Origin of the sequence: Paenibacillus sp. XY044 (assembly GCF_002257645.1) — a bacterium.
Lineage (GTDB): Bacteria > Bacillota > Bacilli > Paenibacillales > Paenibacillaceae > Paenibacillus_AQ.
In genome coordinates, this window is record NZ_NQMO01000005.1 from 504,526 (window position 1) to 529,414 (window position 24,889).

The window sequence follows — 24,889 nt, forward strand, 5'->3', positions numbered from 1 at the left end:
ATTTATTCTTCGGAGCCCTATTCCGATTCACTCCCTGAAAGTAAAAAAGAGCGTGTCTCCACGCTCTCCCCATCGCTATTCATCTCTTCATAGCATTTCCTGCCGACCCTGCGGCTACACGACCAGGAACTTGGCCGGTTGATCGCAGTGCGCGCACTGTACGGGCGGGTCCCAATCGGAGAACTCCGTCTCCTTCAGGTCCACGATATCCGGCGCGTCCTCGTACTCGTCGACGAACATATCGATCGCGAGCTCCACATGGTCTTTACAAACGACAAACATAGAATGGCATCCCCTCTAAAATTGCACACAATGTACGTATTTCTGGCTGTTGAACATCCGAAAACCTATGGCTCTCATTATATCCGGTTTTGGACCGGATCACACGTCCTATTTTAGGAATCCGGCTTGTCGGCAAGCTTGACGTCTACGGTCTCCTGCTGGCCTGCCCGGTAGAAGGTGACCTTGAGCATATCGCCGATTTTCACATGATCATACAGATACTTCTTCAGCTCCAGCGTAGACTTGATCGGGTCCCCGTTAAATTCCGTAATGACGTCGTTCAGCTTCAGCCCGGCATCCTTGGCAGGACCGATAGCATCCAGCACGACCACGCCGTCCTTCACGTCAGCCGGAAGCTTCAGCTCCTTACGCTGATCGTCATCCAGTGGAGCGTACGGGTTGTTCAGGTCCACGGTGTACACGCCCAGATAAGGTCGTGAGATCTTGCCGTCTTTCATCAACTCATCCACCGTCTTCATCACCTGATCGACCGGGATGGCAAAGCCCAAGCCCTCCACGCCGGCATCGGAAATCTTCATCGTGTTGATGCCGATCACTTTGCCGTTCAGGTCCACCAGCGCACCGCCGCTGTTGCCTTCATTGATGGCCGCGTCGGTCTGGATCACTTCCTGCTCCCAGTCGTACACGCCGTCCTGGTTCAGCGACACCGGCACAACCCGGTTGGTGTAGCTGATAATACCAGACGTCAGCGTATCTCCGAGCCCGAGCGGGTTACCGATGGCGAACACCGTCTCCCCTAGACGAAGCTTCGTAGAATCGCCCATTTCGGCTACATCGGTGATATTCTTGTCGTCCACTGAAAGGACGGCGATATCACTCACTTTATCGGTACCGACGAGCGTCGCCTTCTTCATATCCCCGCCGACCGTCATCACTTCCAGGTCCTGCGAGCCTTCAATGACGTGGTTATTGGTAATGACATAAGCCTTGCCGTTCGCCTTCTTGAAAATGACCCCCGATCCGAGCGCCGAATCCTCCAGGTCGGTCGTTCCCTTCTCCGCGTCCTTCGCGTCCTTATAGTTTACGATACTGACGACGGTCGGGCGAACTTTGGCCGCTGCCTGAACCAGCCGGTCGAACGGATCTCCGCTGCCGTCCAGCGGGGTCGAATTCACCGCACTGACTGCGGCAAGTTCCCTCGTATGGGAAGGAAGGCCGGTGATGAGGCTGAAGAGAAGCACCGCTACCACCGCACTGATGACAGAGCTGACCGTCGCCACGAATAATGTGGACGTCCCCCGGCCGCGCCTGCTTCTGCCCCAGACTTTTTGCGCAGGATAAACTTTGCGAAGGCTTCGCCGCCGTTTGGAAATTTTGGTCGAATAAAAATCGTCACGAAACAGCCCCATGTGATCCTCTCCCCTTTGTTGTAACACATCCCGAAAATCGTGTGAGATTCATCCATACAGACGACTTTGGCGGAAATAAAGTCTTTCATCGCCTATGGCCGATTCTGTATAACTTTTGACGTGGCGGCATGTTCTTGTAAGCTTCTAACTCGGACTGCCTATATTATTAATAACTGCTTCTAGTACATCAAGGTTGCACGCGGCAGACCCTTTATTTTTTACATTACCACATTGGGCTGAATCTAAGCAGCAAATTTGAAGCAACCGAGTGCCTGTCACTCACATATGTATGGGACTCACCCACGTCGATTTCGGATTCTAGATAGAATAAAACTAAAGAAATGAATGTTATTGGCCGTATGGGGCCGTTATAACATGTTCAAGGCAAGACTCTAGTTCAATCTATATATATAGAATGAATTAAAGTTTTTACTTGTCATTCCTTGATCCACGGGGAATAACCGTGTCAAAAATGTGGCTTTCTTTAGTTCAATCTATATAGCACATGAGATTTATTTCATAGAAACAGGAATGTTTCCAGGATAAACAGACTAGAATAAAAGTAAAACCTGATGAAACTATGAAAATGGGCGAAGCATGACCTGTTTACAGCAGGGTGGACTCCGTAGTCAAACCCGCTTTCTGCAAGCCCTCGCAGACTTTATTGTAACATAAGTGCGGCGGTTGCCCTAATTTTTTATCGCTTGCGTAATTGGTGGGTTATGGAATTGAAATGATGATGAAACGACAAGGAGGAACTGCCTTATGGAACGTTTTCCGTCTTCTATGGATTATGTCAATATGATGGCCAAGCTGGGGGATTTAAAGGACGAGCACTACCGCAACACCCTTGCCCTAAGCACCATCATCGAGCTGCTCATTGACAAGGGTATTCTCACCCGCGAAGAGGTGGAGAGAAAAGCGGCGGAGCTAGACGCGTTTATGGCTCACTCACCTTATCCCACGGTGTAGGCCGGTCGTAATAGGTGTCGCACAGTTTAAATTCGCTGTCTTTATAAAAGCATCCCCGGTCTTCCATCCCGGCACGTACGGTCATTTTCGCCAAATCCATCTGATTGTGGTCCCGGCTTAAATGCGCCAGATAGGTGCGCTTCAGGTCTCCGGTCAGCAGTTCACTCATCGCCTCGCCTGCGGCATCGTTGGACAAGTGCCCGAGGTCGCCCAGAATGCGGCGCTTGGTGTTCCACGGATACCGGCCCATCCGGAGCATCTCGATATCGTGATTAGCCTCCAGCACCAGCACATCTGAGCCGCTGATGGCCTGCTTCACCTTATCGCTCATATAGCCCAGGTCCGTGGCCACGCTCAGCTTCTCGTCACCGTCGTAGAAGCAGTAGCCCACCGGCTCTGCCGCGTCATGCGAGATTTGAAAAGATTCCACCCGCAGCGATCCGAAGTCCCGCACCTCGCCACTGTCCATCACGATGCGTTTCTCCTCGGCGATTTTGCCGACGGACTTGTTGATCGCCTCCCATGTCTTCTCGTTAGCATAGATCGGCAGGTCGTATTTGCGGGCCACGGCACCGAGCCCTTTAATATGGTCGGAATGCTCATGGGTGACGAGAATTCCGTCAAGTTCCTCTCCCGACAGCTCCCGCTGCTCCATCAACTCGTCAATCCGCTTGGCGCTAAGCCCGGCATCAATGATCAACGTCGTGTCTTCGTTTCTGACCACGGTTGCGTTTCCCGTCGAACCGCTCGACAGGACAGTAAAAGATATGCCCATTATCCCTGCTCCTTTCCCTCTTCACTCTTGGGGCTGTTCACGGTCACGTCACCGCTGATCCCCTGTACGTAATAGACTTCCCCGCTCTCCAGCGTAAACCGCCATGATGGCGCAGCCACCTGGCTCTCCGAGTTAAATACTTGGCCGTAATAGCCGAGCTGAATATCCTTAATGGCCGAACCTTCCGGGATAAAAGCATCCACAAGCCGTTTCAACGCACCGGATGCCGGTAAAATCTTCTGCTCCTGCTCGTCCCCCATCGGGGCGATTTCCACCAGTGACTGGCGGTACGACACGATTTTCTGCTCGCTGTAGTACAGCTCGAGCTGATCGTTGAACAGCGGCCATTTGCCGTCCACCAGCGTATGCAGCACGAAGCGGCCCGCGGCACCGGCAACCTTGACCCGTTCCAGCTCCGAATTCGTCATTTCCTGACTCGCCTGCGGGTCATACCGGTAGTTGCCGAACTCGGGAATCTGGTCACCCATGGCTTCCACCAGGTCGGTGTCCATAAAGATCAGCTTGCTCTCGACCGGCTTCTTCAGCGTGACCGGCTTACCGATGCTTTCCCCGCTGAGGTAGTGGTAGGAGATTTTGGGCAGCGCGGGCGTCATGCTCGGAATCGGGCACAGCAGCTGAATCGATTTTTCCTCCATCGCCTTCTGCGTACTGTCCGCCAGGGAGGCAAAGTCCAGATTGGTGTCCGCCTGTTCGCGCACGTCGGCCCACAGCTGATAGCCCAGCACGAGGTTCAACAGCAAAAAAGCGTAAATCAGCACGTTTTTGGCCCTTCCCCAATCCATCCCTTGCCCTCCTTTTACCCGAAATTGGATCAAGCCTTGTTTCCCAAAACTTCAGCTAGCCCGGGGTCTTTCCCATCGTTATGAAAATGGAGCTGCGCTCCTTCCGAATAAACCTTCGTATCTTGATGCTGCGTCCGGTATAGCTCATCTTTTGCAGTAGTCAAATTAGGATTGCCAAGCAGCATTTCCGGCTACTCCCACCTTACGCCACACTTTTCCATAGGTCAACCTGAATCATGCCAAGGATGGCGTCCTTTAATGGATCACCGTCACGGCTCCGCTCTCCTGCTTCACCGCCCAGACCGGCGTCAGCTTCAGACCCGTTCCAGTCTTGGTCAGCACCGGCAAATACGCCGGATACAAATCCTCAATCGCCGAACCCTTGGCAATCTGACTCAGTTTCTCCTTGAGCCCGGCACCGCCCGGCAGCTTCACCATCGTCTTATGCTGCTCCCCGGATTTCATATAGATCAGGGACCGCTCATAGGCCGAAACGGTTCCCTGCTGCAGGTTCAACCGGATCGTGCCGTAATGGAAATTGAGCGTGTCCAGGATCGGATAAGCGCCGTAATACTGCTGAAACACGATTTGGCTCCGGTCCTCTCCAGTACCGGACTGGCCGAGCCGGTATGTCCCGTTCCAGCCGCCATGCTCGTTAACGAAATCAACGGCCGCCAGCGCATCCTTCCCGGCGCTGCTCTCACCCGCCGGCGGCGCGGCCGGATCGGTGTAGCTGATCCATTTCTGTTCCTGCCGCACCTGGAGGCTCCGCTTACTGTCCGTATAAATCTCCGATCCGTCCTTTTCCTGGATGTACCGCGTAATGCCGGGATCGAAGAAGAGGCTCTGCTGCATCTGCTCCACCGTATAGACCCCGATATTGACCTCGGCCTCCACCATCTGGACGGACGACTCCGGCACATAATACTTCCCGCCTGCCTCGGAGGAGTAGGCCGTCCATTCTTTTCCGAAATCAACATGCTGCTGCACGTCCTGCACCGTCAGGTCGACTTTGCCGGCTTCATAGACGACGTCGCCTTCGGTACTGAAAAACATCGCATGCGTCTTGGAATCGTTCGGCGACGTGTAAATCCAGATCCGGTCGATCCGCTCGGCTTCAAACAGCGAATCCGGCGCGATCTGCATGACGCGCTGGAGCAGCGATACCGGGATGCCCGACCCGAAGGTCAGTTCGATGCCGGGATCCTCGCTCCTAATCTTGTTCCAGTCCGTGTTCTCCACCGGGCGGCGCTGGAAGCTCTCGAAGCTGCGTCCTTTCAGACGCGAGTAAATCAAGTTATAGAACGTAGAGTTCGGGTAGAAGACCGTGTGCTTGCCTTCTCCCATATGAATCAGCATCTTATCCGGATAAATCAGGTTCTCGGCACTCTCCTCCGGTCCCATATTGTCCGTTTTGATATAATTGTTCTCCGTTTTGGCGATCGAGTCCCCTCCCGGCAGCCGGTAAATCAGATAATAACTCTGCACCAGGCTGCCGGCAACGAGCAGCGCCAGCAGGATCGATTTCATCTTCTCCTTCATGAGGCGCTCCCCCCTTCGTCACTCAGAGGCAGCGTAAACGTTACCTTCGTGCCCTGCCCCAGCTCCGACTGAAGGGAGATGGTGCCGCCGTGGGCGAGCACGATCTCGCGGGCGATGGACAATCCGAGGCCGGTGCCGCCCATATTGCGGGAACGGGCCTTGTCTACCCGGTAGAAGCGCTCGAAGATCCGGTCCAGGTCCTTCTTCGGAATGCCGATGCCGGTATCCTGCACCGATATGGCGAGCAGGCGGCCTTCGGTTAACGCCGCTTCCATCGTGATGCTTCCGCCGGACGGCGTATATTTCAGCGCATTGGATACGAGGTTGTCGAGCACCTGATCGATCTGGTCCCGGTCGAACGGCGCCTTCTGGACACCTTCCTCCACGCGAACTGCCGCTTGAATGCCCTTCTGCCGCATTTGAAAAGAAAACCGGTCGGACACGTCCTCCAGCATTTCCAGCACATCGGTCGGCTGCTTGCGCAGCAGCGCTTCCTTGTTGTCCAGCCTGGACAGATGGAGCAGGTCCGTCACGAGGCGGATCATCCGCTCCGTTTCGTTCTGGATGACCCCGACAAACCGCGCCGCCAGCGGCGGATCGTCCAGGGCACCGTCATCCAGCGCTTCGGTGTAGCTCTTGATCGTCGTGAGCGGCGTGCGCAGCTCATGCGACACGTTCGCCACGAACTCACGGCGTGACGCCTCGAGCTTCTCCTGCTCCGTCACGTCCTGAAGTACCGCGATCGTGCCCGTGATGCCGAATTCGCGGCGGTGAATCGGTGTAAAGGTTACGCGCACCATATAATGGCGCGATTTCTCCTTTTCCTCTTCCGGACTGATTTGCAGCAGCATCGTCACGTAAGTCCCTTCCGTGAACGTATCCGCCTGCTCCGGCGTCAGCCCGAGCACTTGAGCGATATCGCTTCCCGCCAGCTCATCCTCGTCGACGCCCAGAATCGCTCCGGCACGGCGGTTCATCAGAATGACCTTGCCGGCGTCATCCGTCGCGATCACGCCGTCGCTCATGTTCGTCAGGATCGAAGCGAGCTTTTCCTTCTCCTCTTCGTTCTGAATCAGCGCTTCGCGCAGCCGTGAAGTCATATAGTTAAACGCCTCGCTGAGCTGGCCGATTTCATCGTTGCCGAATACGGGCATTTTCTGGTCGAAGCTGCCCTCGGCCACAGCGGTGGCGTGGTTGGTCATTTCCTTGATCGGGTGAGTGATCGTATGAGCCAGAATGACGCCGAGCACGCAGGTCATCCCCAGCGCCAGCAGGATGCCGGAGATAAAAATATTGTTCACCCGGCCCATCGTGTCGTAAAGCTCCTTCATCGAAGCGACGATGTAGATGGCACCCACAATTTTCCCATTGTTCATGACCGGCTTCGCGACGACCTTCTTTCGCACATTGTCTTCATCGATGACATATTCCTCATTGTCCTTGATGCCCTGCAGCGCCCGGCTCACAACCGTCTGCGTGTTCTTCTTCCCGACATAGTCCGCATGCGACGGGTAAGACGTGATCAGCACCTTGCCGCTGGCGTCAAGCACCTGAATCTCCGCCCCATTCAGATTGAACAGGTTGTTGACGATCGCCCCCAGGCTCTCCACCGGATTGTTTTCTCCCGTGTCCCCGGTGCCGCCCAGCTTATCCGCCGCAAGCACCGACAGCAGCTCGGCCCGCTCCTGCAAGTCCTTCGTAAAGTTGCTGGTCAGGGAATTTTTCATCGCGCTGACAAAATACACCCCGATCAGCTGCATCGCGATCAGAATGAGCAGCACATAAATGATGATCAGCTTCGCCTGAATCGTGCGGAAAAAGGAGGGCCATTTCATTTACAGGCCTCCGTTTTTGGGGCTCCGCATGACGTAACCTAGCCCCCTCCGGGTAAGGATGTATTCCGGCTTGCTCGGATTCTCCTCGATTTTCTCACGCAGGCGCCGGATCGTCACATCGACGGTACGAACATCGCCGAAGTATTCGAACCCCCATACCGCCTGGAGCAGATGCTCCCGCGTCATGACTTTGCCCGCATTTTTGGCTAAATAATACAGCAGCTCGTACTCCCGGTGCGTCAGATCCAGCGCTTCGCCGTCCTTGTACACCAAATACATATCCGTATCGATAAACAGGCTGAACAGCTGCACGCCCTGCTTAGCCGTTTCCGCGGCAGGCGCGGCGGCCGCTTCCGTACCACCCGGCTTGTTCTGGCGCCGCATTTGCGCTTTGACCCGGGCCAGCAGCTCGCGCGTGCTGAACGGCTTGGTGACATAGTCATCCGCCCCAAGCTCCAGGCCCAGCACCTTGTCGATCTCCTCGTCCTTGGCCGTCAGCATAATGATCGGCAGCTCCATCCCGGCGGCGCGCACCTCGCGGCACACGTCCATGCCGTCCTTGCCGGGCAGCATCAGATCCAGCAGCATCAGGTCCGGCTGCGCAGACAAGGCCATTTCCACGGCGCTGACGCCGTCAAAGGTACAGATGACCTCGTACCCCTCTTTTTCCAAATTAAATTTCAAAATATCGGCAATCGGCTGTTCATCATCCACGACCAAAATGGTTCCCTGCATCGGCTGACCCCACCTCGTTTTCTCTCCGTACTTATTGAAACTGTCCTTTTTATTCTACCATACCTGGAAGCCCGTCACATCCCGCATAACCGCAGTTTTGACAGTAATCCTTTCCTTTTCATGAAAATTTCTTGCAAACCTTCGCTCATGACATAAAAAAAGCACAGCCTCCCTCAGGAGACCATGCTTCGAATATAAAACGTATGATAGCCATATTCCGGACCAGCTTAACGTTACTGCACAAAACTCAGTTCAAATATTTCATCGGGTTCTGAATCGATCCGTTCTTGTGGATTTCAAAATGCAGATGGGTGCCGGTCGAATGCCCGGTGCTGCCCATGATGCCGATCTTTTCACCCTGGCTCACTTTCTGGCCGCTGTGAACGGAAATGCTCTTCAAATGCCCGTACAGCGTTTCATAGCCGTTGCCGTGGCTGATGATGATGGCGTTGCCGTAGCCGCTGATTTGGCCTGTAAAGGTTACCGTGCCGTCATCGGCCGCCATGATCGTCCGGTTGCCGGATACCATGTCGATGCCCTTATGCATCTTGCCCCAGCGGGTGCCGTAGGAGCTGGATATGATATGGCCGCTCACCGGCCAGGCGAACTGTCCGGAGCCTTTGCCCGGAACCTTTGTTCCTTGGAGGACGATCTCTTTCAGCGGAGCCTTCACGACCGATTGTCCGAGCCACTGCTCGTTGACGACCTGCCCGTTCTCCTTCGTGACCTGATAGGTCATGACCTTCAGGCCTTCCTGTCCGGGACGAACGACCTTGGTCTTGCCGGCCGGCAGGTCCTTGCTCTTGCGGATTTCGATTTCCGGCGCGGTCGATACCTGCTCGGTCACCTTCTCCACCGTCTTGACCGTAATCGGCGGTTTCGGTACCGTCAGCTTCAGTTGATCCCCGATTTGCAGGTACTTTTCCTTCACATCCGGGTTGTTGCTGAAAATCTCCTTCTGGCTGATCTTGAACTGGTTCGCGATCGTGCTGATCGTATCGCCTTCCTCCACCGTGTACACGAGCGGCGCTTCTTGCCCCGTCGTTAGCAGTTTGGCCGCTTCCGCTGCGGTCAGCACTTTGTTCGGGTCGGCTTTGACCGGCGCCACTGTCACCTTCTCCTCAATAGACACCTTTTGGACCGAGGCTCCCGGCGTTCTCTCGACTTTCGCAGAGGAGGAGGTGGCTGCCATGTTCTTCAACTTCGCTTCCGCCTTATCCTTCCCGCTGGCCGCCGTGACTACAGCCTTTGGTGCGAACTTCATCTGCGCCTGTTCCAGCGCGGTATTTACCGTGGCTTGGTCCTTCACAATGCCGACGACCTTGCCGTTCACCTTCAGCTCCACGCCTTCGGCGTAAGCCTTGAGCATGCCGTCCAGCTTCTTGAGCGTATTATCCGTATCCGGACTGGCCTGAAACGCCTTCTCGACTTTCGTCGTGATGCCGTCTGTCTGAAGCACCATCTCCACGCCCGGATATTTATCTTGATATTCCTGCTGCTTCTGGTTGAACAGCTTATCGATTTGAGAGGGATCCTTGACCGTCCCGATTTCCTGATTATGTACAAGGACATGATAATACGGGACCATATTGGCATTGACGTACTGATTGCCTGCATACACAAGTCCAGCGATAACGATGACCGCACCGGCCGTCCCCGCGATCCATTTCCGTGGAGCGCTCCATTTCCGCCCTTGAGGTTCGGTTCCAGGCGTCGCAGCGCCCATATCCTGATGTTCATCCTGCTTTCCGGAGAGTTGCGCGGAATTTGTCGAAACTTGATTATTCTCCTTCCAGCGGTTACCCTTAAAACCCTTCATAAGTCTCTCCTTGTTTGCTTTGTATGCTTTTTCAAAAATGACGAAAAAGTTAAATTTTTGATACCTTTTAACACAATCTATACTTTAACACAACGTTTACAAACAATTCAACTCTCGGTACAAAGCGAAAAACCCGCATCCGGCGCGGGTTTTTGTTATTTACCTATATGTGGATTGCATCGCTTTAATTTATTAAAAGGTTACAACTTCCTCCACTGGGTTTGATCGCCCAGTGTTTCCAGCTGTCTATTGCTCCAGCAGTTTGCTAAGCGCGGCATATTCTTCCTTCGTCAAGTACTTGGAAATCGTGTCTTCTATTGTCGATAATTCTTGCTCGGTCAGGCCGTCCTCCATGGCAGCCGAAATTTTCTGCATTTCCGATTGCGGCAGCTTTTTCATCAAAATGTTAAAAATCTGCTCCTTCTCGGACGCGGTCAGCCCATCCTTCTTCTGAATCATTTCGTCCGGACTCATGACGACCTGCTGATCCGCTGCAGACTGTCCGCCCATGGCCGATTCGCTCAAGCCTTGTCCCATAACGGGCAGCGCATCATCCGGGGCATCCGCACCCTCAGCATCCGCGGTTCCCCCCGTCTCCGTACCGGCCGTACTGCCGGAGGTTCCAGCCTCGGACCCGGTAGTTTCTCCCGCTCCCGCCGTGCTGCCTGTTCCGTTTTCTGCTGTATTCGCACTTCCCTCCGAGGTCTTGCTATCGCCCGCCGTTTCAGCAGTACTAGCCGTCTTTTGAACAGGTTTCTTATCCTTGGCGGTATTCAAACCCAGCATCCCTTTCATCATGCCCCCAAACCCCACCGGCTGGCCCTCCAACTGAATGTTAAAGCTGGCCAGCAGCGATTGGACATACATATTCACGACGGCTCCCGTCGTAAGCACCGTCAAGCCGCTGATCAGCACCACAGTCAGCACCGTTTTCAGCAGCCATTGCGCAATCTTCATGACGTCCCTCCTCCTTTGCCCTTTCCGGCCCTTGTCCGGGCGTTTCCCGGAATCGAGCCGTTAGTCCTTGCGACCCATTCTTGCCGATACGTAAAATCGTCCATTGATTAGAGCATAAACGCCTTGGGCCAAGCCGCCCCGAATCTACCTTGCTCCGACTCTGTCAGAGGCACATGGCTGAACTCTATGAAATGGCTCTACCCTATAGAATGAACTGAAGACATCCTGTAAACTTCAATTCATTCTATATATCTAGCAGTATTGACGGGATGGGGAGGATTCAATCCTGCGGTACGCAAAATAACCCCACACCGTGAGGCTTTGGCTTCGATGCTTACTCAGGTACTTCGTGGGACTCCGGAAAATATAAATTCTATAAATCAAAAAAAGGCCACCCCGCCGCAATTGGCAGCGAGGTGACCTCCTCGATAAAAGCTGATATATATTCGCCTGCTTCCAGGCCTATTGACGATTAATAGATCGTCAGCACTTGATTGGTCTGGTTGCGGTTGCGTCCTACCGAGAAGATGGCAATCGGAATGCCTGTGAGCTCGGATACGCGGTTGACATAGTTGCGAGTCGTTTCCGGCAGATCGTCCAGCGTCTTCGCGCCAGAGATATCTTCGTGCCAGCCCGGCATTTCTTCGTACACCGCTTCGCATTCGCCCAGCATTTTCAGGCTGGACGGGTAGTGCGTGATGATTTCCCCACGGTATTTGTATCCGGTACAGATTTTGACCGTATCCAGTCCTGTAAGCACGTCCAGGGAGTTCAGCGACAGTCCTGTCAGGCCGCTGACACGGCGGGCGTGGCGAACCACAACGCTGTCAAACCAGCCGACACGGCGCGCACGACCGGTTACGGTGCCGTACTCATGGCCCTTTTCCCGGATATAATCGCCGATCTCGTTGTTCAGCTCGGTCGGGAACGGTCCGTCGCCCACACGGGTCGTGTAGGACTTGGCCACGCCGATGACCTGCTGAATTTTGGACGGGCCTACACCCGAACCGATACATACGCCGCCCGCGGACGGGTTGGACGAAGTAACGTATGGGTATGTGCCTTGGTCAATGTCCAGCATGACCCCTTGCGCGCCTTCAAACAGCACCTTCTTGTCTTCGTCAATCGCGTCGTTCAGGACGACCGAGGTATCGGTAACGTACTTACGGATTTGCTCCGCGTAGTCCAGGTACTGCTTCAGCGTTTCCTCCACGTCCAGCGACTCCCCGCCGTACATTTCGATGACCTGGTTCTTCTCTTTCATCAGATGGCGGAGCTTCAGTTCGAACTCCTCTGGATCCATCAGATCGGAGATCCGGATGCCGTTACGAGCCGCCTTGTCCATGTAGCATGGGCCAATCCCTTTCCGGGTCGTGCCGATCTTGTTCGGCCCTTTGCGGTCTTCTTCCAGACCATCCAGCACCATGTGATACGGCATAATGACATGCGCGCGATCGCTGATTCTCAGATTGTCCGTCGTAAATCCGTTATCATGAATGTATTTGATCTCTTCGAGCAGTGCCGCCGGATTGATAACCATCCCGTTGCCGATGACGCAAATTTTATCGGAATAAAATACGCCGGATGGAATCAGGCTGAGCTTATATTTTTTACCGTCAATCAGAATGGTATGACCGGCATTGTTGCCGCCCTGATACCGGGCCACCACATCGGCGCTTTCTGCAAGATAATCCGTAATCTTGCCTTTGCCCTCGTCTCCCCATTGTGTTCCCACAACGACTACTGTTGACATGTTCATTCCCCCGCTTGGTGTGTACCACCGCATTTTAATTAAAAGCTTATTTCATTATGTTTACCTGCAAGTCTGATTATGCACCATTTCAAGCTGCCTCCGGTTAAGGGCACACAAAGACCCGGCACTTCTTTTGCGAAGATGAGCGCTGGACTGTGCTAAAGCAGCATTACCAGTGTAACAGTCCCCATTTTCAAAGTCAAATAAAAAACGAACAATTGCACTGTCTAAAGTACAATTGTTCGGAAATAAGACAAGCATTCTCAGAAATATGGATTACCGTATATAAGGCCGATTTGATCCATTTATCCGTTCTCGCGAACGACAACGCCCGGCTTTCGCTACATCGCGAATGCGTCGGTATGCGTCCGCTCATAATTGACGAATTTGTTGAAATTCTTCATAAAGACCAGTTCGACGGTGCCCACCGGACCGTTACGCTGCTTGGCGATAATGATCTCGATGATGTTTTTCTTCTCCGTCTCCTGGTTATAGTAGTCGTCGCGGTACAGGAACGAAACGATGTCGGCGTCCTGCTCGATGGAACCCGATTCACGAAGGTCACTCATCATCGGACGCTTGTCCTGCCGCTGCTCCACGCCCCGGCTGAGCTGGGACAGTGCAATAACCGGCACGCTGAGCTCACGCGCGATCTGTTTCAAGGTACGGGAAATTTCGGATACTTCCTGCTGACGGTTCTCGCCTGCTTTGCCGCGTCCCTGGATCAGCTGCAGGTAGTCGATCACGATCATCCCAAGCCCCTTCTCCTTCTTCAGACGGCGGCATTTCGAACGGATATCCGCAACGGTAATGCCTGGCGTATCATCGATATAAATTTCGGCCTCCGCCAGGGAAGCGATCCCCATGGTCAGTTTGGCCCAATCTTCATCGGTCTTGAAATCACCGGTACGCATCAGGTTGGCGTCCAGGTTCGCTTCGGCGCAGATCATCCGGTTGACGAGCTGGGGCGCCGACATCTCCAGACTGAAGATCGCGACCGTTTCTTTCGCGCGCACCGCCACGTTCTGGGCAATGTTCAGGGCAAACGCCGTTTTCCCGACGGAAGGACGTGCAGCCACGATGATCAGGTCGGAACGCTGAAATCCGTTAGTCATCCGGTCCAAATCCACAAATCCTGTCGGTATGCCGCTGGTGCTTCCGCTCTGCTGATGCAGCACCTCAACGCGTTCGAACACTTCCATCAGGACGTCGCGGATGGCGACAAAGCCGCTGCCGCTGCGCCGGTTGGAAATTTCCAGGATGCGACGCTCGGCGTCGCTCAGCATGCCGGATACGTCTTCGCCGCCGGTGTAGCCTTCGCTGACGATCTGTGTCGCTGTGCGGATGAGCCGCCGCAGCATGGACTTCTCTTCGATAATCTGGGCGTAATACTCCACATTAGCTGCCGTCGGCACCGCATGTGCCAGCTTCGCCAGGTAGCTGACGCCCCCGATTTCCTCCAGCTGCCCCTTATCCTGCAGACGCGAGGTTAAGGTAATGAGATCAATGGGCTGGTTCTCTTCTCCAAGCTGGATCATCGCCTCATAAATCAGCTGATGCGGGACATCGTAGAAATCCTCGGGCGTTACCCGCTCCATCACGGTGATCATAGCTTCGCTCTGCAGCAGAATCGCACCTAGAACCGCCTGCTCCGCCTCCAGATTTTGCGGGGGAATCCGGTCGAAAAAGAGCTCTCCGTCCATCTTATTCCTCCGTGACCTGAACCTTCAGCGTAGCTTTGACATCCGAATGGAGCTTCACGGTCATCTGCGTCACGCCCAACGTCCGGATCGGCTCATCCAATTCGATCTTGCGCTTGTCGATCTTGATGCCTTGCTGCGAGAGTGCATCCGCAATTTGCTTGCTCGTAATCGCTCCGAACAGCCGTCCGCCTTCCCCGGCTTTCGCTTTAAGCTGCACGGCCATCTCTTCCAATTTTTTGCCGAGGACCTGCGCTTCTTCTTTCTCCTGCTGCTTGCGCTTCTGTTCAGCCGCGTTCTGGTTCTCCAGCGTCTTCATGTTGCCATCTGTTGCCACGCGGGCGAGTCCGCGCGGAATGAGGAAATTCGTTGCGTAGCCTTCCGATATATCTTTAATGTCCCCTTTTTTGCCCTGACCCTTAACATCTTTAATAAAAATGACTTTCATTCGAACAACCCCTCTTTCTCCTCAATTTGTGCAAGAACTTCGAGCAGTTGGGCCTCCGCTTCCTTGACGGTGCCCTTCAGCTGCACGGCTGCATTGGTCAGATGGCCTCCGCCGCCGAGGCGCTCCATTACGACCTGCACGTTCATCTTCCCGAAGGAACGGGCGCTGATCCCGATCAAGCCGTCCGGGCGTTCACTGATCACGAAGGAGGCCACCACATCCGTCATGTTCAGCAGCGTATCCGCCACCTGCGCAATGAGCAGCTGCGGAATGACCGTCCCCGGAGCCGTGACGGCCAGAGCGACATGATCATATACCATTTTAGCATGCTTAATGATATCTGACTTTGCCAGATATTCCTGCAAATCTTCCTTAAGCATCCGCTGGATCTGAATCGTATCCGCTCCGCTCCGGCGGAGGAAGCCTGCTGCCTCAAAGGTCCGGGAGCCGGTATGCAGCGCAAAATGCTTCGTATCCACCGTAATCCCAGCCAGCAGCAAGGTCGCCTCTAGCGGCGTGAGCTGGATTTTCTCATGGATGTACTGCAGCAGCTCCGTCACCAGCTCGCACGCGGATGAAGCGTAAGGTTCCATGTACACCAGCACGGCGTCGTTGATGAACTCTTCGCCGCGGCGGTGATGGTCGACCACGACGACCCGGCTGGCGTGATGGACCAGCTTCGGCTCAATCGTCATGGACGCCTTGTGCGTGTCCACTACGACCAGCAGGCTGTGCGGGCTGATCAACTGCAGCGCCTGCTCCGGCGAGATGAAGCGCTCGACTAGCTTCTCGTCCTTCTGAATCTGGGTCATCATCCGCTCAATGGACGGGTTCGTGCCCGGAAGCACGATGTATGCTTCAACATTGTACATCTGCGCCGCCTTCAGCACGCCGATCGAGGCGCCGATGACGTCCATATCCGGCATCTTGTGCCCCATGATGAACACCTTGTCGCTCTCCTGCATCAGGTCGCGCAGCGCGTGCGCGATGACGCGCGCCCGGACCCGCGTGCGCTTCTCCACGGCGTTGGACTTGCCGCCGTAAAAGGACAGCCGCTGGCCGGCCTTAACGGCCGCCTGGTCGCCGCCGCGACCGAGGGCCATGTCCAACGACGACTGCGCCAGCTCGCCCAGCTCGCTGATGCTGTCCGGGCCAAAGCCCAGCCCGATGCTGAGCGTCATCGGCACCTTCAGCTCCGCGGTCATTTCGCGGACCTCGTCGAGAATGACAAAGCGGCTTTTCTCCAGTTCCTGCAGCGATCTGTAGTTCAGCATCATCAAGTACCGGTCGGACGAGAGACGCCGCAGATACACCTCGTAATGCTTCGCCCATTCCGTAATTTCGCTGGTCACCTTCGCGATGAGCGTCGTGCGCTGCTGGTCATCCATGCCCTGGGCCGCCTCGTCCAGGTTATCCATCATAATAATACCGATCGCCAGCTTCTCGGCCTCGTATTTCTCCCGGAGCACGACCATCTCCGTTACGTCGTACAGATAAATCAGCCGCTCATCGGTATTCAGAATCAGATGGTAATGCAGCTCCCCCACCTGGATTTCCGTCTGAATCTCCTTAGGCCCATCTTTATGCGCTTCCCGGCCCCCGTCCCTTTTCTCGGCAAGCAGCGGCATCAGATCGGGAAACAGCTCGGACAGGCTGGAGCCCACAAGCGACTTTTGACCGAACATGGTACACACGAACCGGTTATTCCATTCGATATCGCGGTCCTCACTGTACAGCACGATCCCGAAGGGCAGCGTGTTGATCGCTTCTCCTTCCACCCGTTTCACCCGGAAGGATAGGCCGCCAATGTATTCAAGCAGTTTTTTGCGGAAGTCCATTTCCTTCTTCAGCACCGCATAGCAAAGCGCTACGACAAGGCAGAGGCTGACGATTCCCAGCGCCCAGTTATACCGGGTCACAATAATGACCAGAACCAGCATCAGCGCAAACGCCCAGACGGTATAATAGCCGTGCCAGCGTTTCTGTAGAAATTTAGGCATGACACCCACCCTAACGTTTTGATTTGGTCATAAATTGACGAAGCGGAAATGCGAGATCCAGAATGCCGATAATCCGCATCGGCGGGAATAACAGAATGGGAATCGCGAACAGCAGCGGAATGACGGGATGCCATTTCCGCTTGTGCCCCAAAAAGAAGAAGAAGCCAATCGCTTGAATCATAAAGCAAATATGCAGAAGCGGCAGCAAGTTCGCGGCAATCAAATCGAGAAAGCTGCTTTTTGATCCGCTTGCGAAAATTTCAATAATGACACCAATCAGATAATACCAGATCAGAGATCTCGGCAGCATCCATTCGCGGGCCGGCTTCAGTCTTGGAACAGAGAAGCCCATGCTTTCCATGATCGGACGGGCAAGCGCGTGCGTGATCACCGCCATCATAAAGGAACTGACAATCATGGCGAAAGGAATCATCTGCACCGTGGCGTCGCTTACCATCTGCATCTCCTCGGGAGACCAAGCCATATCCGAAATCAGCGGGTTGCTTCCTCCCACATCGCGAAGCGGGGACATCGTCATTTTGACAATGTCATGGACATAGCTCGACAGATCAAAATGGAAGAATGCCGTTCCGATCAACAGCAGGATCAGCAGCTCCGCCAGAATGGTGCCCGCACCCAGCATTAATGTCCGGATAGCCGGAACCCTTCTCTTATAAGCCCGACCCATAATCAGAGCAGGGATCATAAAATAAACGGCGAGCAGCAAATACACCGGATGTACAAGGTAGGCAATCAACCAAACCGGGAGCACATGCAGTACGAACGATTTGACGTTTAGTGTTGCGAATAGGATTGCGCCCGGCAGTATCAGAAAAAAGACGGTCACAATCGAGAAAGGAGATAGTAAAGATAGCAGCAGGAGCAAATAGACGACACTCCAAACTACCGACCAGCGCATTTTCAATGTGTTCACCTCTTACGCATATGTTCTTCCAGCGCGGAAATATCCTGGTACCAATCTTCAAGCTGGTGACCTTCCTGTTTATGCTTCTTCAGTTTGTCGAGCAGCAGATTATCCATGTCCTTGTAGGACATGCCGAGCCTGCGGGCCAGTATGTAAGAGCTCATGATCAAGCTGGCGAGACTGTCACCCACCCGGGTGGTGCTGCCTTCCCACAAGGCTTTGAAAAGACGGGATACGTGGTCTACGACTTCGGTTTTCAGCCATTCAATGACTTTAGCGCGTTTGGCTACATCCAAATCCTTTGGCATGCCTCTAGGTCACACTCCCTCAAATAACCCCACGATGTGGGGCTTTATCCTCCGATGCCTATTCAGTTATTCTTCGGCGGCCCCGATCAGCAAATACTCCTTACTTAAGTGAAAAAGCTTTATTCTCCATTATAGCATAAAATATAGTCTCTCACGAAAAGCCACCCCGGGCATAATACGGCGGCAAACATCCCACAAAGTGGGGTAATTCCCCTTATGCCGTGTTAATCTTGCGGGGACCCCAAATGAATAAATGATAAGGCAAAAAAGACCTGCCATCCCGTACATCCCAATCCAAGCAGGTCTCTTGTCATTGCCTATTCAAAATCTTGCCCATCTTCCTCTAAAACCAGCGGATTAACGGGTCTCTATGGATGCCTTAGTTTCCTCCGGTTCCTTCGATTCCTTGGAGACGAACTTCTCGCAATATTCGATAATCTGGCTTCTGCGCACAATGCCGATAAACCGGTTCATATCATCCACCACCGGCACAAAGTTCTGCACTTTCGCCAGGTTAATCAGATCTTCCATATTCGCGTCGATGGACACCGGCTTATTAAACACTTTGAGCGGAACTTCCTTCAGCAGAAATTTGGACGTGTTCTCAAAGGTCACCTTTCCACCGGAATTCTTCATATACCAGAGCAGATCGCCTTCCGTTACCGTTCCTGCATATTCCCCGTTCTTTCCGACGATCGGTACGGCCGTGTACCTGTGATACTCCATCCGTTCCAGCGTTTGCCGCAGCGTCGAGTCCATGGTGACACTGACCACTTCCTGTTTAGGGAGCAGAAAAAACGCTATATTCATGAAAATTGATCCTCCTCTACCCTTTTCAAGGTTCCCCTAACTCCATACGTTTCAAACTGTCCATTGTTTCAATGGGGACGCAAAATCAGCAGCCGAACCTGTGGCTGCCGATCATCGCCCCGCATTTTAGATCCCGCAATTCAGACCTTAACAAATTGCGGTTTGTTTTCTCTATAAGCGAACCAGAAGGCTCGTTTTTTAGATATAAGAAGTACTAAACCTCGGAGAAGCCACTTCCTTATATCGCAAGAATAACTTCCACCTTCCGCTAAATGCGGTCTGGCTGCTAAACATGTTCATCGATAGACGTTTTTCTTACTTTGCAGCAGTCGTTTCTTCCTTCTTATCCAGCATATCCGGCGTCAACAGCTGATCCGAAGGGGTATCGGGATTCTCCCAGCTGTCAATCAGCTTCTTGGCATTCTGAACATCCTTCTTGATTGGTTCATCATAATAGATGCCGTCAATCTTCATGCCTTCGCCCATGATCGTATAGGCGGTCATCTCAGCCTTATCGCCGGCCAGCACTTGTTTCGCTAAACTGATAATAAAATTGGGCTGCATATCCGTTTTGAAATTGTCACCCATAATTTCGAGCAGATCCGGAATTTTGGAAATTTGATTCAGGTTCAGCATCCGGTTGGCCACCGCATCCAAAAAGACCTGCTGGCGCTTCGTCCGGTTAAAATCGCTGTCTTCCCGATAGCGCACATAGTTCAGCGCTTCTTCGCCGCTGTAAATGGGTTTATTGGCTTTGACCGTAAATTTCTCGTGATCCTTGCCTTTGTTGACAATATCTTTGCCGATCGGCAGCTCCACGCCGCCCAGCGCGTCTACCGCGTCCTTCAGACCCTTAAAATTGATGGTGGCATAATAATTGATACGATGGTCCAGGAACGCTTCGACGGTATCCTTGGACATCTGCTGACCTCCAAAGGCATACGCATGGGTGATTTTATCCTTTTTGCCTTTGCCTACAATCTCCGTATACGTGTCCCGCGGAATCGAAATGAGCAGCACTTTGGAATCCTTTGGACGCACGACGGAATAAATGATCGTATCTGAACGCGAAGGTTCGCTGTCCCGCTGGTCGGATCCGAGCAGCAGCACCGAGAACGGCTTGCTTTGGTACGCAATCTTCTCTACCGGCTTGCTCGGCACGTTATCCTGGGACGTCAACGGCTGATACGATTTCTGCAGCGAGCTTTCCACTTGCTTGGACAGGAACAGGTCAAAGGCCATGACTGCGAGCTGCTTGCGGAAGAGATAAGCCCCTCCGGCCAGAAGCAGCAAAATCACAGTTAACGTTATATATGTTTTTGTTCTCTTTTTCATTAAGGGATTCCTTCTTTAAATTTAGAATAAAAAATGAATTATAGCCAGGTCGAGCTCGTACTTCCATCCCTCCCTTCTATATATACACGAGGGGCGAAGGCTTGACGCACAAGCTTGCCCACTGCCGTTTGGGTATAAAGTCATAGTCAAACGACATTTACATTGTAAACGCAAACGAAACAAAAGAAAACCTTAAAAAGGTAACAGCATTACCGGAATGAGGATATTTCTATCAACGTACATCCAAGTTAGCCAGACCGCATTTAGAGGAAATTTTTCTTGCGGATAGATGAATGCCGGGTCTTTGAAGCCTAGACTTTCTTAATTTTTAAAAAAACAGCCCTGCTCCGGCGCATTGCCGCAAGCAGGGCTGTATATGGAACGTTCAGAAGGACCCCAATCCTTCCTGTATACAATTAGCATATCACTCTAAAATCGGAATAGAATATTACTTCAAGCTGTTCAGATCCGAGCCGCCCTCCACGCCGATCGGGAAGTGGCAGGCCACCTGGCGCCCAGGAATCACTTCCGTCAGGGCCGGTTCCACTTGGCTGCATTTCTCTTGAGCGAACGGGCAGCGCGGATGGAAACGGCAGCCGGACGGCGGATTGGCCGGAGACGGCACATCGCCCTGAAGGACGATCCGGTTGCGCTTTTTCGTTGGCGACGGCTTCGGAATTGCGGACAGAAGCGCCGCGGTGTAAGGATGCAGCGGGTTGGCGTACAGCGTTTCCGTTTCGCCGACTTCAACCATTTTGCCGAGGTACATGACGCCGACGCGGTCGGAAATGTGCCGGACGACGTTCAGGCCGTGGGCGATGAACAGGAACGTCAGGCCCATTTCACGCTGCAGCTTCATCAGAAGATTGATGACCTGCGATTGAACCGACACGTCAAGTGCGGATACCGCTTCGTCGGCCACGATGAATTTCGGATTCAGTGCGATGGCGCGGGCGATCCCGATCCGCTGGCGCTGACCGCCGGAAAATTCATGCGGATACCGGTTCCGGCGGGAAGCGTCCAAACCGACCAGCTCCATCAGCTCGATGACGCGTTTTTCGATCTGCGACGAAGACATCTTCGTATGGACCTTCAGTGGTTCGCCGATAATATCCTTGACCAGGAAGCGAGGGTTCAGGGAACCGAACGGATCCTGAAAAATAATCTGCATTTCCTCGCGCATTTTGTTCAATTCCTTGGAGCCCATGGAATGAATATCGCGCCCGTTAAATTTAACGGCACCGGCAGTAGCGTTCTGCAGCCGGAGAATGACCCGGCCCAGCGTCGACTTGCCGCATCCGGACTCGCCTACGAGTCCGAAGGTTTCACCTTCGCGGATCGTGATGGACACGTCGTCGACCGCTTTGACGTTGCCCACAACGCGGTTCAGCAGTCCTTTATGGATAGGGAAATACTTCTTCACGTGCTCTACTTCGATCAAGTTCTTAGCCATTTGCATTTCCCCCTATTCCACCGCTTACCGAAACTCCATTACGATCCTTGCCTTCATACAGCCAGCACTTCGTGCTGTGTTCTTCGCCGATCTGGATATCGCCCGGTTCCACCTGACGGCATTTATCCATCACATGCGGACAGCGCGGGTTAAAGCGGCATCCTTTCGGCAGATTGCCCAGACCCGGAATGGTGCCCTTGATCGTGTACAATTCGTTGCCGCGTTTGCCTTCAAATCCCGGGATGGACTGCAGAAGGCCAACCGTGTACGGATGCGAAGGATTTGAGAAAATCTCTTCAACGGTACCCTGCTCGACGATCGAGCCCGCGTACATAACCGCAATGTGGTCGGCAACCTCGGCGGCTACGCCCATATCATGCGTGATCAGCAGAATAGCCATGCCGAGCTCTTCCTTCAGCTTCATCAGGAGTTCCAAAATTTGAGCCTGCACCGTCACGTCCAGCGCGGTCGTCGGTTCGTCCGCGATCAAGAGTTCCGGTTTGCAGGCGAGTGCAATCGCGATGACGACGCGCTGACACATACCGCCCGACAACTCGTGCGGGTACTGCTTGGCTCTCATTTCCGGAGCCGGTATACCTACCAGACGAAGCAGTTCGATTGCTTCTTTCCAAGCTTCGCTGTGGCTCTTATTCTGATGCAAGCGCAGGCTTTCCGCAATCTGCTCGCCCACGGTAAAGACGGGGTTAAGCGCAGACATCGGGTCCTGGAAAATCATCGCGATCTTGTTGCCGCGGATTGATTTCATTTGGTCTTGCTCTTTAGATGCAAGGTCATCGCCATTAAACCGGATGTTACCTTCCAGTATACTGCCCCCTGCATAATCTATCAGACGCATGATGGATAAAGAGGTAACACTTTTGCCGCTGCCGGACTCGCCGACGAGGCAGAGCGTCTGTCCTTTTTCGATATTGAGTGAGATCCGGTCCGTCGCTTTGACGAAACCATTCTCGGACATAAATGCCGTGGTCAGATTCCGGATTTCGAGTAGTTTTTCCGCCATTTGTCCAGCCTCCTCCGGGAAATCTTCTTCTGTCTAGGGTCCATCGCATCGCGGATACCGTCGCCGATGAAGTTGACGGCAAGCACGACCGCCAGGATACAAACCCCTGGATAAATGGCCTGCAACGGGTCAATCAGCATAAATTCCTGCGAGTTGCTCAGCATAAGTCCCCAGCTTGTGGCCGGTGCCTGGATACCCAGACCCAGGTAGGACAATCCGGACTCGGAAAGAATCGCGCCCCCTACCATTAGGGTGGCGTTAACGATGATCGGAAAGCTTGCGTTACGAAGCAAATGTCTGAAAATAATGCCTGTTTTGGAAACGCCGATTGCTCGGGCAGCCTCCACATACTGCATTTCACGAAGCTGCAGGTACGTACCGCGAACGAGCCGGGCCACGCCCATCCAGCTTGTAAAGGCCAAAATCATAATCATATATTGGATTTTCGTTCCGAAAATCGCCATAACCAAAATGTTCAGGAACAGCGTCGGAATCGAGTTCATGACGTCAATCAGACGCATAAAGATCGTATCGATCCAGCCGCCGAAGAAGCCGGAAATCGCACCGACCAATGTACCGATGATAACGGAAATGGCCGCGACGGAAAATCCGACCAGCAGGGAAATCTGACCGCTGTGCAGCAGTCTCGAGAAAATATCGCGTCCCAGCTCGTCTGTGCCCAGAAGGTGATCGCCAGAGCCTGGCTTCAAGTTGGCGTTCATCAGGTCGATCTTAGCCGGGTCATAGGGCGAAATAACGTTTGCCAGTACGGATATCACGACAAAAAAGAGCAATACGATAAGCCCGGTTACGGCATAAGGATTACGGAGAAATTTCTTCACGACCGTCATCCACGGGCCCGGAGGCTTCTTGGAAGGGGGAAGTGGCGCGCTTGCCGGTTCCGTATGCTCAGATGCCTGAACATTAGGAGCTGTCTCGATGTTCATGTCACTCATGCCGATTTTCCTCCTTTACTTCCAAGTTTCACGCGTGGGTCGACGATCTTGTACAGAATGTCAGCAAGGAAGTTGCCGGCAACAACGACCACAGCCGTTATAAGCGTAATCGCCATCAGTACCGAATACTCGCGCGAACGGGCCATTTCGACGAACAAGCGCCCCATGCCCGGCCAGTTAAATACGCTTTCCGTCAGCGTCGCACCGCCGACCAGAATCGGCAGATCCAGGCCGATGATCGTAATAATCGGAATCAAAGCATTGCGCAGCGCATGCCGGAAAATGACCTTGCGTTCAGGCACGCCCTTCGCACGGGCCGTACGGATATAGTCCTGCTCCAGCACTTCGAGCATACTAGAACGCGCGTATTTGGAATACGAAGCCAAGAAACCAAGCACCAAGACGGAGCATGGCAGAATCAGGTGATACAGCAGGTTACCGAAGTTCCCTTGCTTATCCATGTCATACATGTCGGACAGCGGGAGCCAGTCTAGTTTTAAGGAAAACAATTCCTGCAGGATGATCCCGAACCAGAACGCAGGCATCGCAAAGCCTATATAACTGACGAAGTTGGCCGTCTGGTCGGATATGCCGTACACTTTCGTACTGTTGTATATCCCCCAAGGGATCGCAATTAATAACGCGATAAACCAGGCGAACGCCATTAGTTTGATCGTGTTGCCAACCGTTGGCCACAAAACCTCACCTACTGGCAGGTTGTTTTTAAATGTATGACCCAGGTCACCTTTCAGCATGTTCGTCAGCCAAATGACATACTGGGTAGGGACCGGCTTATCCAGACCCATATTGTGGGCTTGAATCTTTGCGGTTTCAGGCGATACTCCAGGGGCCATCATCATCTGTGTGGGACCGCCTGGCGCAGCGTGAATAAGGCCGAATGCAACCAAAGAGATCAGAAACAAGACCAGTATCGATTGCAGTAAGCGGCGGATGAAGTATTCAGTCATTGTTGATCCTCCTAGAGATTTTACGGACACGGACGCCTAATCATCATCCTTTTTAAACACAAAAAAGGGTGGAGGGGAAGTTTCCTCCCCCTCTAGCACCGTTGTAACTGCCTATGTTGTCT

General features: G+C 53.4%; 22 protein-coding genes. 1 reads left to right on the top strand and 21 read right to left on the bottom strand.

Features of this window, described 5'->3' with window-relative positions; genetic code table 11:
• Positions 1-114: 114 nt before the first annotated feature.
• A complete protein-coding gene (locus tag CJP46_RS22120) occupies positions 115-282 on the bottom strand; it encodes a CxxH/CxxC protein (RefSeq protein ID WP_094597789.1) in 168 nt (55 codons plus the stop codon).
• 113 nt (positions 283-395) lie between these two features.
• Positions 396-1,652, bottom strand: a complete 1,257-nt coding sequence (locus CJP46_RS22125) for a S1C family serine protease (RefSeq protein ID WP_094597790.1) — start codon at positions 1,650-1,652, stop codon at positions 396-398.
• A 765-nt stretch (positions 1,653-2,417) separates the two neighbouring features.
• On the opposite strand from CJP46_RS22125, the gene CJP46_RS22130 reads away from it, so the two are divergent.
• A complete protein-coding gene (locus CJP46_RS22130) occupies positions 2,418-2,624 on the top strand; it encodes a hypothetical protein (RefSeq protein WP_094597791.1) in 207 nt (68 codons plus the stop codon).
• Here the strand turns inward: CJP46_RS22130 and CJP46_RS22135 are convergent.
• The 19 genes from CJP46_RS22135 to CJP46_RS22225 all read right to left on the bottom strand — a co-directional run bounded on the left by CJP46_RS22135 (position 2,593) and on the right by CJP46_RS22225 (position 24,767).
• Positions 2,593-3,399: an MBL fold metallo-hydrolase gene (locus CJP46_RS22135; protein WP_094597792.1), complete on the bottom strand. Its 807-nt coding sequence runs from the start codon at positions 3,397-3,399 to the stop codon at positions 2,593-2,595. The genes CJP46_RS22130 and CJP46_RS22135 overlap by 32 nt on opposite strands.
• The gene (yycI, locus tag CJP46_RS22140; protein WP_094597793.1) at positions 3,399-4,202 is read right to left on the bottom strand and encodes a two-component system regulatory protein YycI; all 804 of its coding nucleotides are present in this window, start codon (positions 4,200-4,202) and stop codon (positions 3,399-3,401) included. Before yycI ends, CJP46_RS22135 begins: the two co-directional genes overlap by 1 nt.
• A 255-nt stretch (positions 4,203-4,457) precedes the next feature.
• On the bottom strand, positions 4,458-5,744 hold the full coding sequence (locus CJP46_RS22145; RefSeq protein ID WP_094597794.1) for a YycH family regulatory protein: 1,287 nt from the start codon (positions 5,742-5,744) through the stop codon (positions 4,458-4,460).
• Positions 5,741-7,579 (bottom strand): cell wall metabolism sensor histidine kinase WalK, encoded by a 1,839-nt coding sequence (walK, locus tag CJP46_RS22150; RefSeq protein ID WP_094597795.1) that lies wholly within the window; start codon positions 7,577-7,579, stop codon positions 5,741-5,743. Before walK ends, CJP46_RS22145 begins: the two co-directional genes overlap by 4 nt.
• On the bottom strand, positions 7,580-8,314 hold the full coding sequence (gene yycF, locus CJP46_RS22155; RefSeq protein WP_094597796.1) for a response regulator YycF: 735 nt from the start codon (positions 8,312-8,314) through the stop codon (positions 7,580-7,582).
• Between the two features lie 247 nt (positions 8,315-8,561).
• On the bottom strand, positions 8,562-10,133 hold the full coding sequence (locus tag CJP46_RS22160; protein WP_094597797.1) for a M23 family metallopeptidase: 1,572 nt from the start codon (positions 10,131-10,133) through the stop codon (positions 8,562-8,564).
• Positions 10,134-10,379: 246 nt separating this feature from the next.
• A complete protein-coding gene (locus tag CJP46_RS22165; protein ID WP_094597798.1) occupies positions 10,380-11,090 on the bottom strand; it encodes a hypothetical protein in 711 nt (236 codons plus the stop codon).
• A gap of 472 nt (positions 11,091-11,562) precedes the next feature.
• The gene (locus CJP46_RS22170) at positions 11,563-12,843 is read right to left on the bottom strand and encodes an adenylosuccinate synthase (protein WP_094597799.1); all 1,281 of its coding nucleotides are present in this window, start codon (positions 12,841-12,843) and stop codon (positions 11,563-11,565) included.
• A gap of 341 nt (positions 12,844-13,184) precedes the next feature.
• Positions 13,185-14,546, bottom strand: a complete 1,362-nt coding sequence (gene dnaB, locus CJP46_RS22175) for a replicative DNA helicase (protein ID WP_094597800.1) — start codon at positions 14,544-14,546, stop codon at positions 13,185-13,187.
• Between the two features lies 1 nt (position 14,547).
• Positions 14,548-14,991, bottom strand: coding sequence for a 50S ribosomal protein L9 (gene rplI, locus CJP46_RS22180; RefSeq protein ID WP_094597801.1), 444 nt, complete (start codon positions 14,989-14,991; stop codon positions 14,548-14,550).
• The gene (locus CJP46_RS22185) at positions 14,988-16,991 is read right to left on the bottom strand and encodes a DHH family phosphoesterase (protein WP_094597802.1); all 2,004 of its coding nucleotides are present in this window, start codon (positions 16,989-16,991) and stop codon (positions 14,988-14,990) included. The genes rplI and CJP46_RS22185 overlap by 4 nt, the downstream gene beginning before the upstream one ends.
• Before the next feature lie 10 nt (positions 16,992-17,001).
• Positions 17,002-17,916, bottom strand: coding sequence for a DUF2232 domain-containing protein (locus tag CJP46_RS22190; protein ID WP_094597803.1), 915 nt, complete (start codon positions 17,914-17,916; stop codon positions 17,002-17,004).
• A gap of 5 nt (positions 17,917-17,921) precedes the next feature.
• Positions 17,922-18,224 (bottom strand): MazG-like family protein, encoded by a 303-nt coding sequence (locus tag CJP46_RS22195; RefSeq protein WP_094597804.1) that lies wholly within the window; start codon positions 18,222-18,224, stop codon positions 17,922-17,924.
• A gap of 357 nt (positions 18,225-18,581) precedes the next feature.
• A complete protein-coding gene (locus CJP46_RS22200) occupies positions 18,582-19,034 on the bottom strand; it encodes a CBS domain-containing protein (RefSeq protein WP_094597805.1) in 453 nt (150 codons plus the stop codon).
• A gap of 315 nt (positions 19,035-19,349) precedes the next feature.
• Positions 19,350-20,369, bottom strand: coding sequence for an LCP family protein (locus CJP46_RS22205; RefSeq protein WP_094597806.1), 1,020 nt, complete (start codon positions 20,367-20,369; stop codon positions 19,350-19,352).
• A gap of 448 nt (positions 20,370-20,817) precedes the next feature.
• The gene (locus CJP46_RS22210) at positions 20,818-21,822 is read right to left on the bottom strand and encodes an ABC transporter ATP-binding protein (RefSeq protein WP_218831046.1); all 1,005 of its coding nucleotides are present in this window, start codon (positions 21,820-21,822) and stop codon (positions 20,818-20,820) included.
• Positions 21,815-22,843 (bottom strand): ABC transporter ATP-binding protein, encoded by a 1,029-nt coding sequence (locus CJP46_RS22215; protein ID WP_094597808.1) that lies wholly within the window; start codon positions 22,841-22,843, stop codon positions 21,815-21,817. The genes CJP46_RS22210 and CJP46_RS22215 overlap by 8 nt, the downstream gene beginning before the upstream one ends.
• On the bottom strand, positions 22,810-23,799 hold the full coding sequence (locus CJP46_RS22220) for an ABC transporter permease (protein ID WP_256992462.1): 990 nt from the start codon (positions 23,797-23,799) through the stop codon (positions 22,810-22,812). The genes CJP46_RS22215 and CJP46_RS22220 overlap by 34 nt, the downstream gene beginning before the upstream one ends.
• Positions 23,796-24,767 carry an ABC transporter permease gene (locus CJP46_RS22225; RefSeq protein WP_094597809.1) on the bottom strand — a complete coding sequence of 324 codons (972 nt, stop codon included), beginning with the start codon at positions 24,765-24,767 and terminating at the stop codon, positions 23,796-23,798. Before CJP46_RS22225 ends, CJP46_RS22220 begins: the two co-directional genes overlap by 4 nt.
• Positions 24,768-24,889: the final 122 nt, after the last annotated feature.

Excerpts from the sequence above, each read along its gene's own strand:
- CJP46_RS22120 (WP_094597789.1), bottom strand. The coding sequence starts at position 282 with ATGTTTGTCGTTTGTAAAGACCATGTGGAGCTCGCGATCGATATGTTC.
- CJP46_RS22125 (WP_094597790.1), bottom strand. The coding sequence starts at position 1,652 with ATGGGGCTGTTTCGTGACGATTTTTATTCGACCAAAATTTCCAAACGG.
- CJP46_RS22130 (WP_094597791.1), top strand. The coding sequence starts at position 2,418 with ATGGAACGTTTTCCGTCTTCTATGGATTATGTCAATATGATGGCCAAG.
- CJP46_RS22135 (WP_094597792.1), bottom strand. The coding sequence starts at position 3,399 with ATGGGCATATCTTTTACTGTCCTGTCGAGCGGTTCGACGGGAAACGCA.
- yycI (WP_094597793.1), bottom strand. The coding sequence starts at position 4,202 with ATGGATTGGGGAAGGGCCAAAAACGTGCTGATTTACGCTTTTTTGCTG.
- CJP46_RS22145 (WP_094597794.1), bottom strand. The coding sequence starts at position 5,744 with ATGAAGGAGAAGATGAAATCGATCCTGCTGGCGCTGCTCGTTGCCGGC.
- walK (WP_094597795.1), bottom strand. The coding sequence starts at position 7,579 with ATGAAATGGCCCTCCTTTTTCCGCACGATTCAGGCGAAGCTGATCATC.
- yycF (WP_094597796.1), bottom strand. The coding sequence starts at position 8,314 with ATGCAGGGAACCATTTTGGTCGTGGATGATGAACAGCCGATTGCCGAT.
- CJP46_RS22160 (WP_094597797.1), bottom strand. The coding sequence starts at position 10,133 with ATGAAGGGTTTTAAGGGTAACCGCTGGAAGGAGAATAATCAAGTTTCG.
- CJP46_RS22165 (WP_094597798.1), bottom strand. The coding sequence starts at position 11,090 with ATGAAGATTGCGCAATGGCTGCTGAAAACGGTGCTGACTGTGGTGCTG.
- CJP46_RS22170 (WP_094597799.1), bottom strand. The coding sequence starts at position 12,843 with ATGTCAACAGTAGTCGTTGTGGGAACACAATGGGGAGACGAGGGCAAA.
- dnaB (WP_094597800.1), bottom strand. The coding sequence starts at position 14,546 with ATGGACGGAGAGCTCTTTTTCGACCGGATTCCCCCGCAAAATCTGGAG.
- rplI (WP_094597801.1), bottom strand. The coding sequence starts at position 14,991 with ATGAAAGTCATTTTTATTAAAGATGTTAAGGGTCAGGGCAAAAAAGGG.
- CJP46_RS22185 (WP_094597802.1), bottom strand. The coding sequence starts at position 16,991 with ATGCCTAAATTTCTACAGAAACGCTGGCACGGCTATTATACCGTCTGG.
- CJP46_RS22195 (WP_094597804.1), bottom strand. The coding sequence starts at position 18,224 with ATGCCAAAGGATTTGGATGTAGCCAAACGCGCTAAAGTCATTGAATGG.
- CJP46_RS22200 (WP_094597805.1), bottom strand. The coding sequence starts at position 19,034 with ATGAATATAGCGTTTTTTCTGCTCCCTAAACAGGAAGTGGTCAGTGTC.
- CJP46_RS22205 (WP_094597806.1), bottom strand. The coding sequence starts at position 20,369 with ATGAAAAAGAGAACAAAAACATATATAACGTTAACTGTGATTTTGCTG.
- CJP46_RS22210 (WP_218831046.1), bottom strand. The coding sequence starts at position 21,822 with ATGGCTAAGAACTTGATCGAAGTAGAGCACGTGAAGAAGTATTTCCCT.
- CJP46_RS22215 (WP_094597808.1), bottom strand. The coding sequence starts at position 22,843 with ATGGCGGAAAAACTACTCGAAATCCGGAATCTGACCACGGCATTTATG.
- CJP46_RS22220 (WP_256992462.1), bottom strand. The coding sequence starts at position 23,799 with ATGAGTGACATGAACATCGAGACAGCTCCTAATGTTCAGGCATCTGAG.
- CJP46_RS22225 (WP_094597809.1), bottom strand. The coding sequence starts at position 24,767 with ATGACTGAATACTTCATCCGCCGCTTACTGCAATCGATACTGGTCTTG.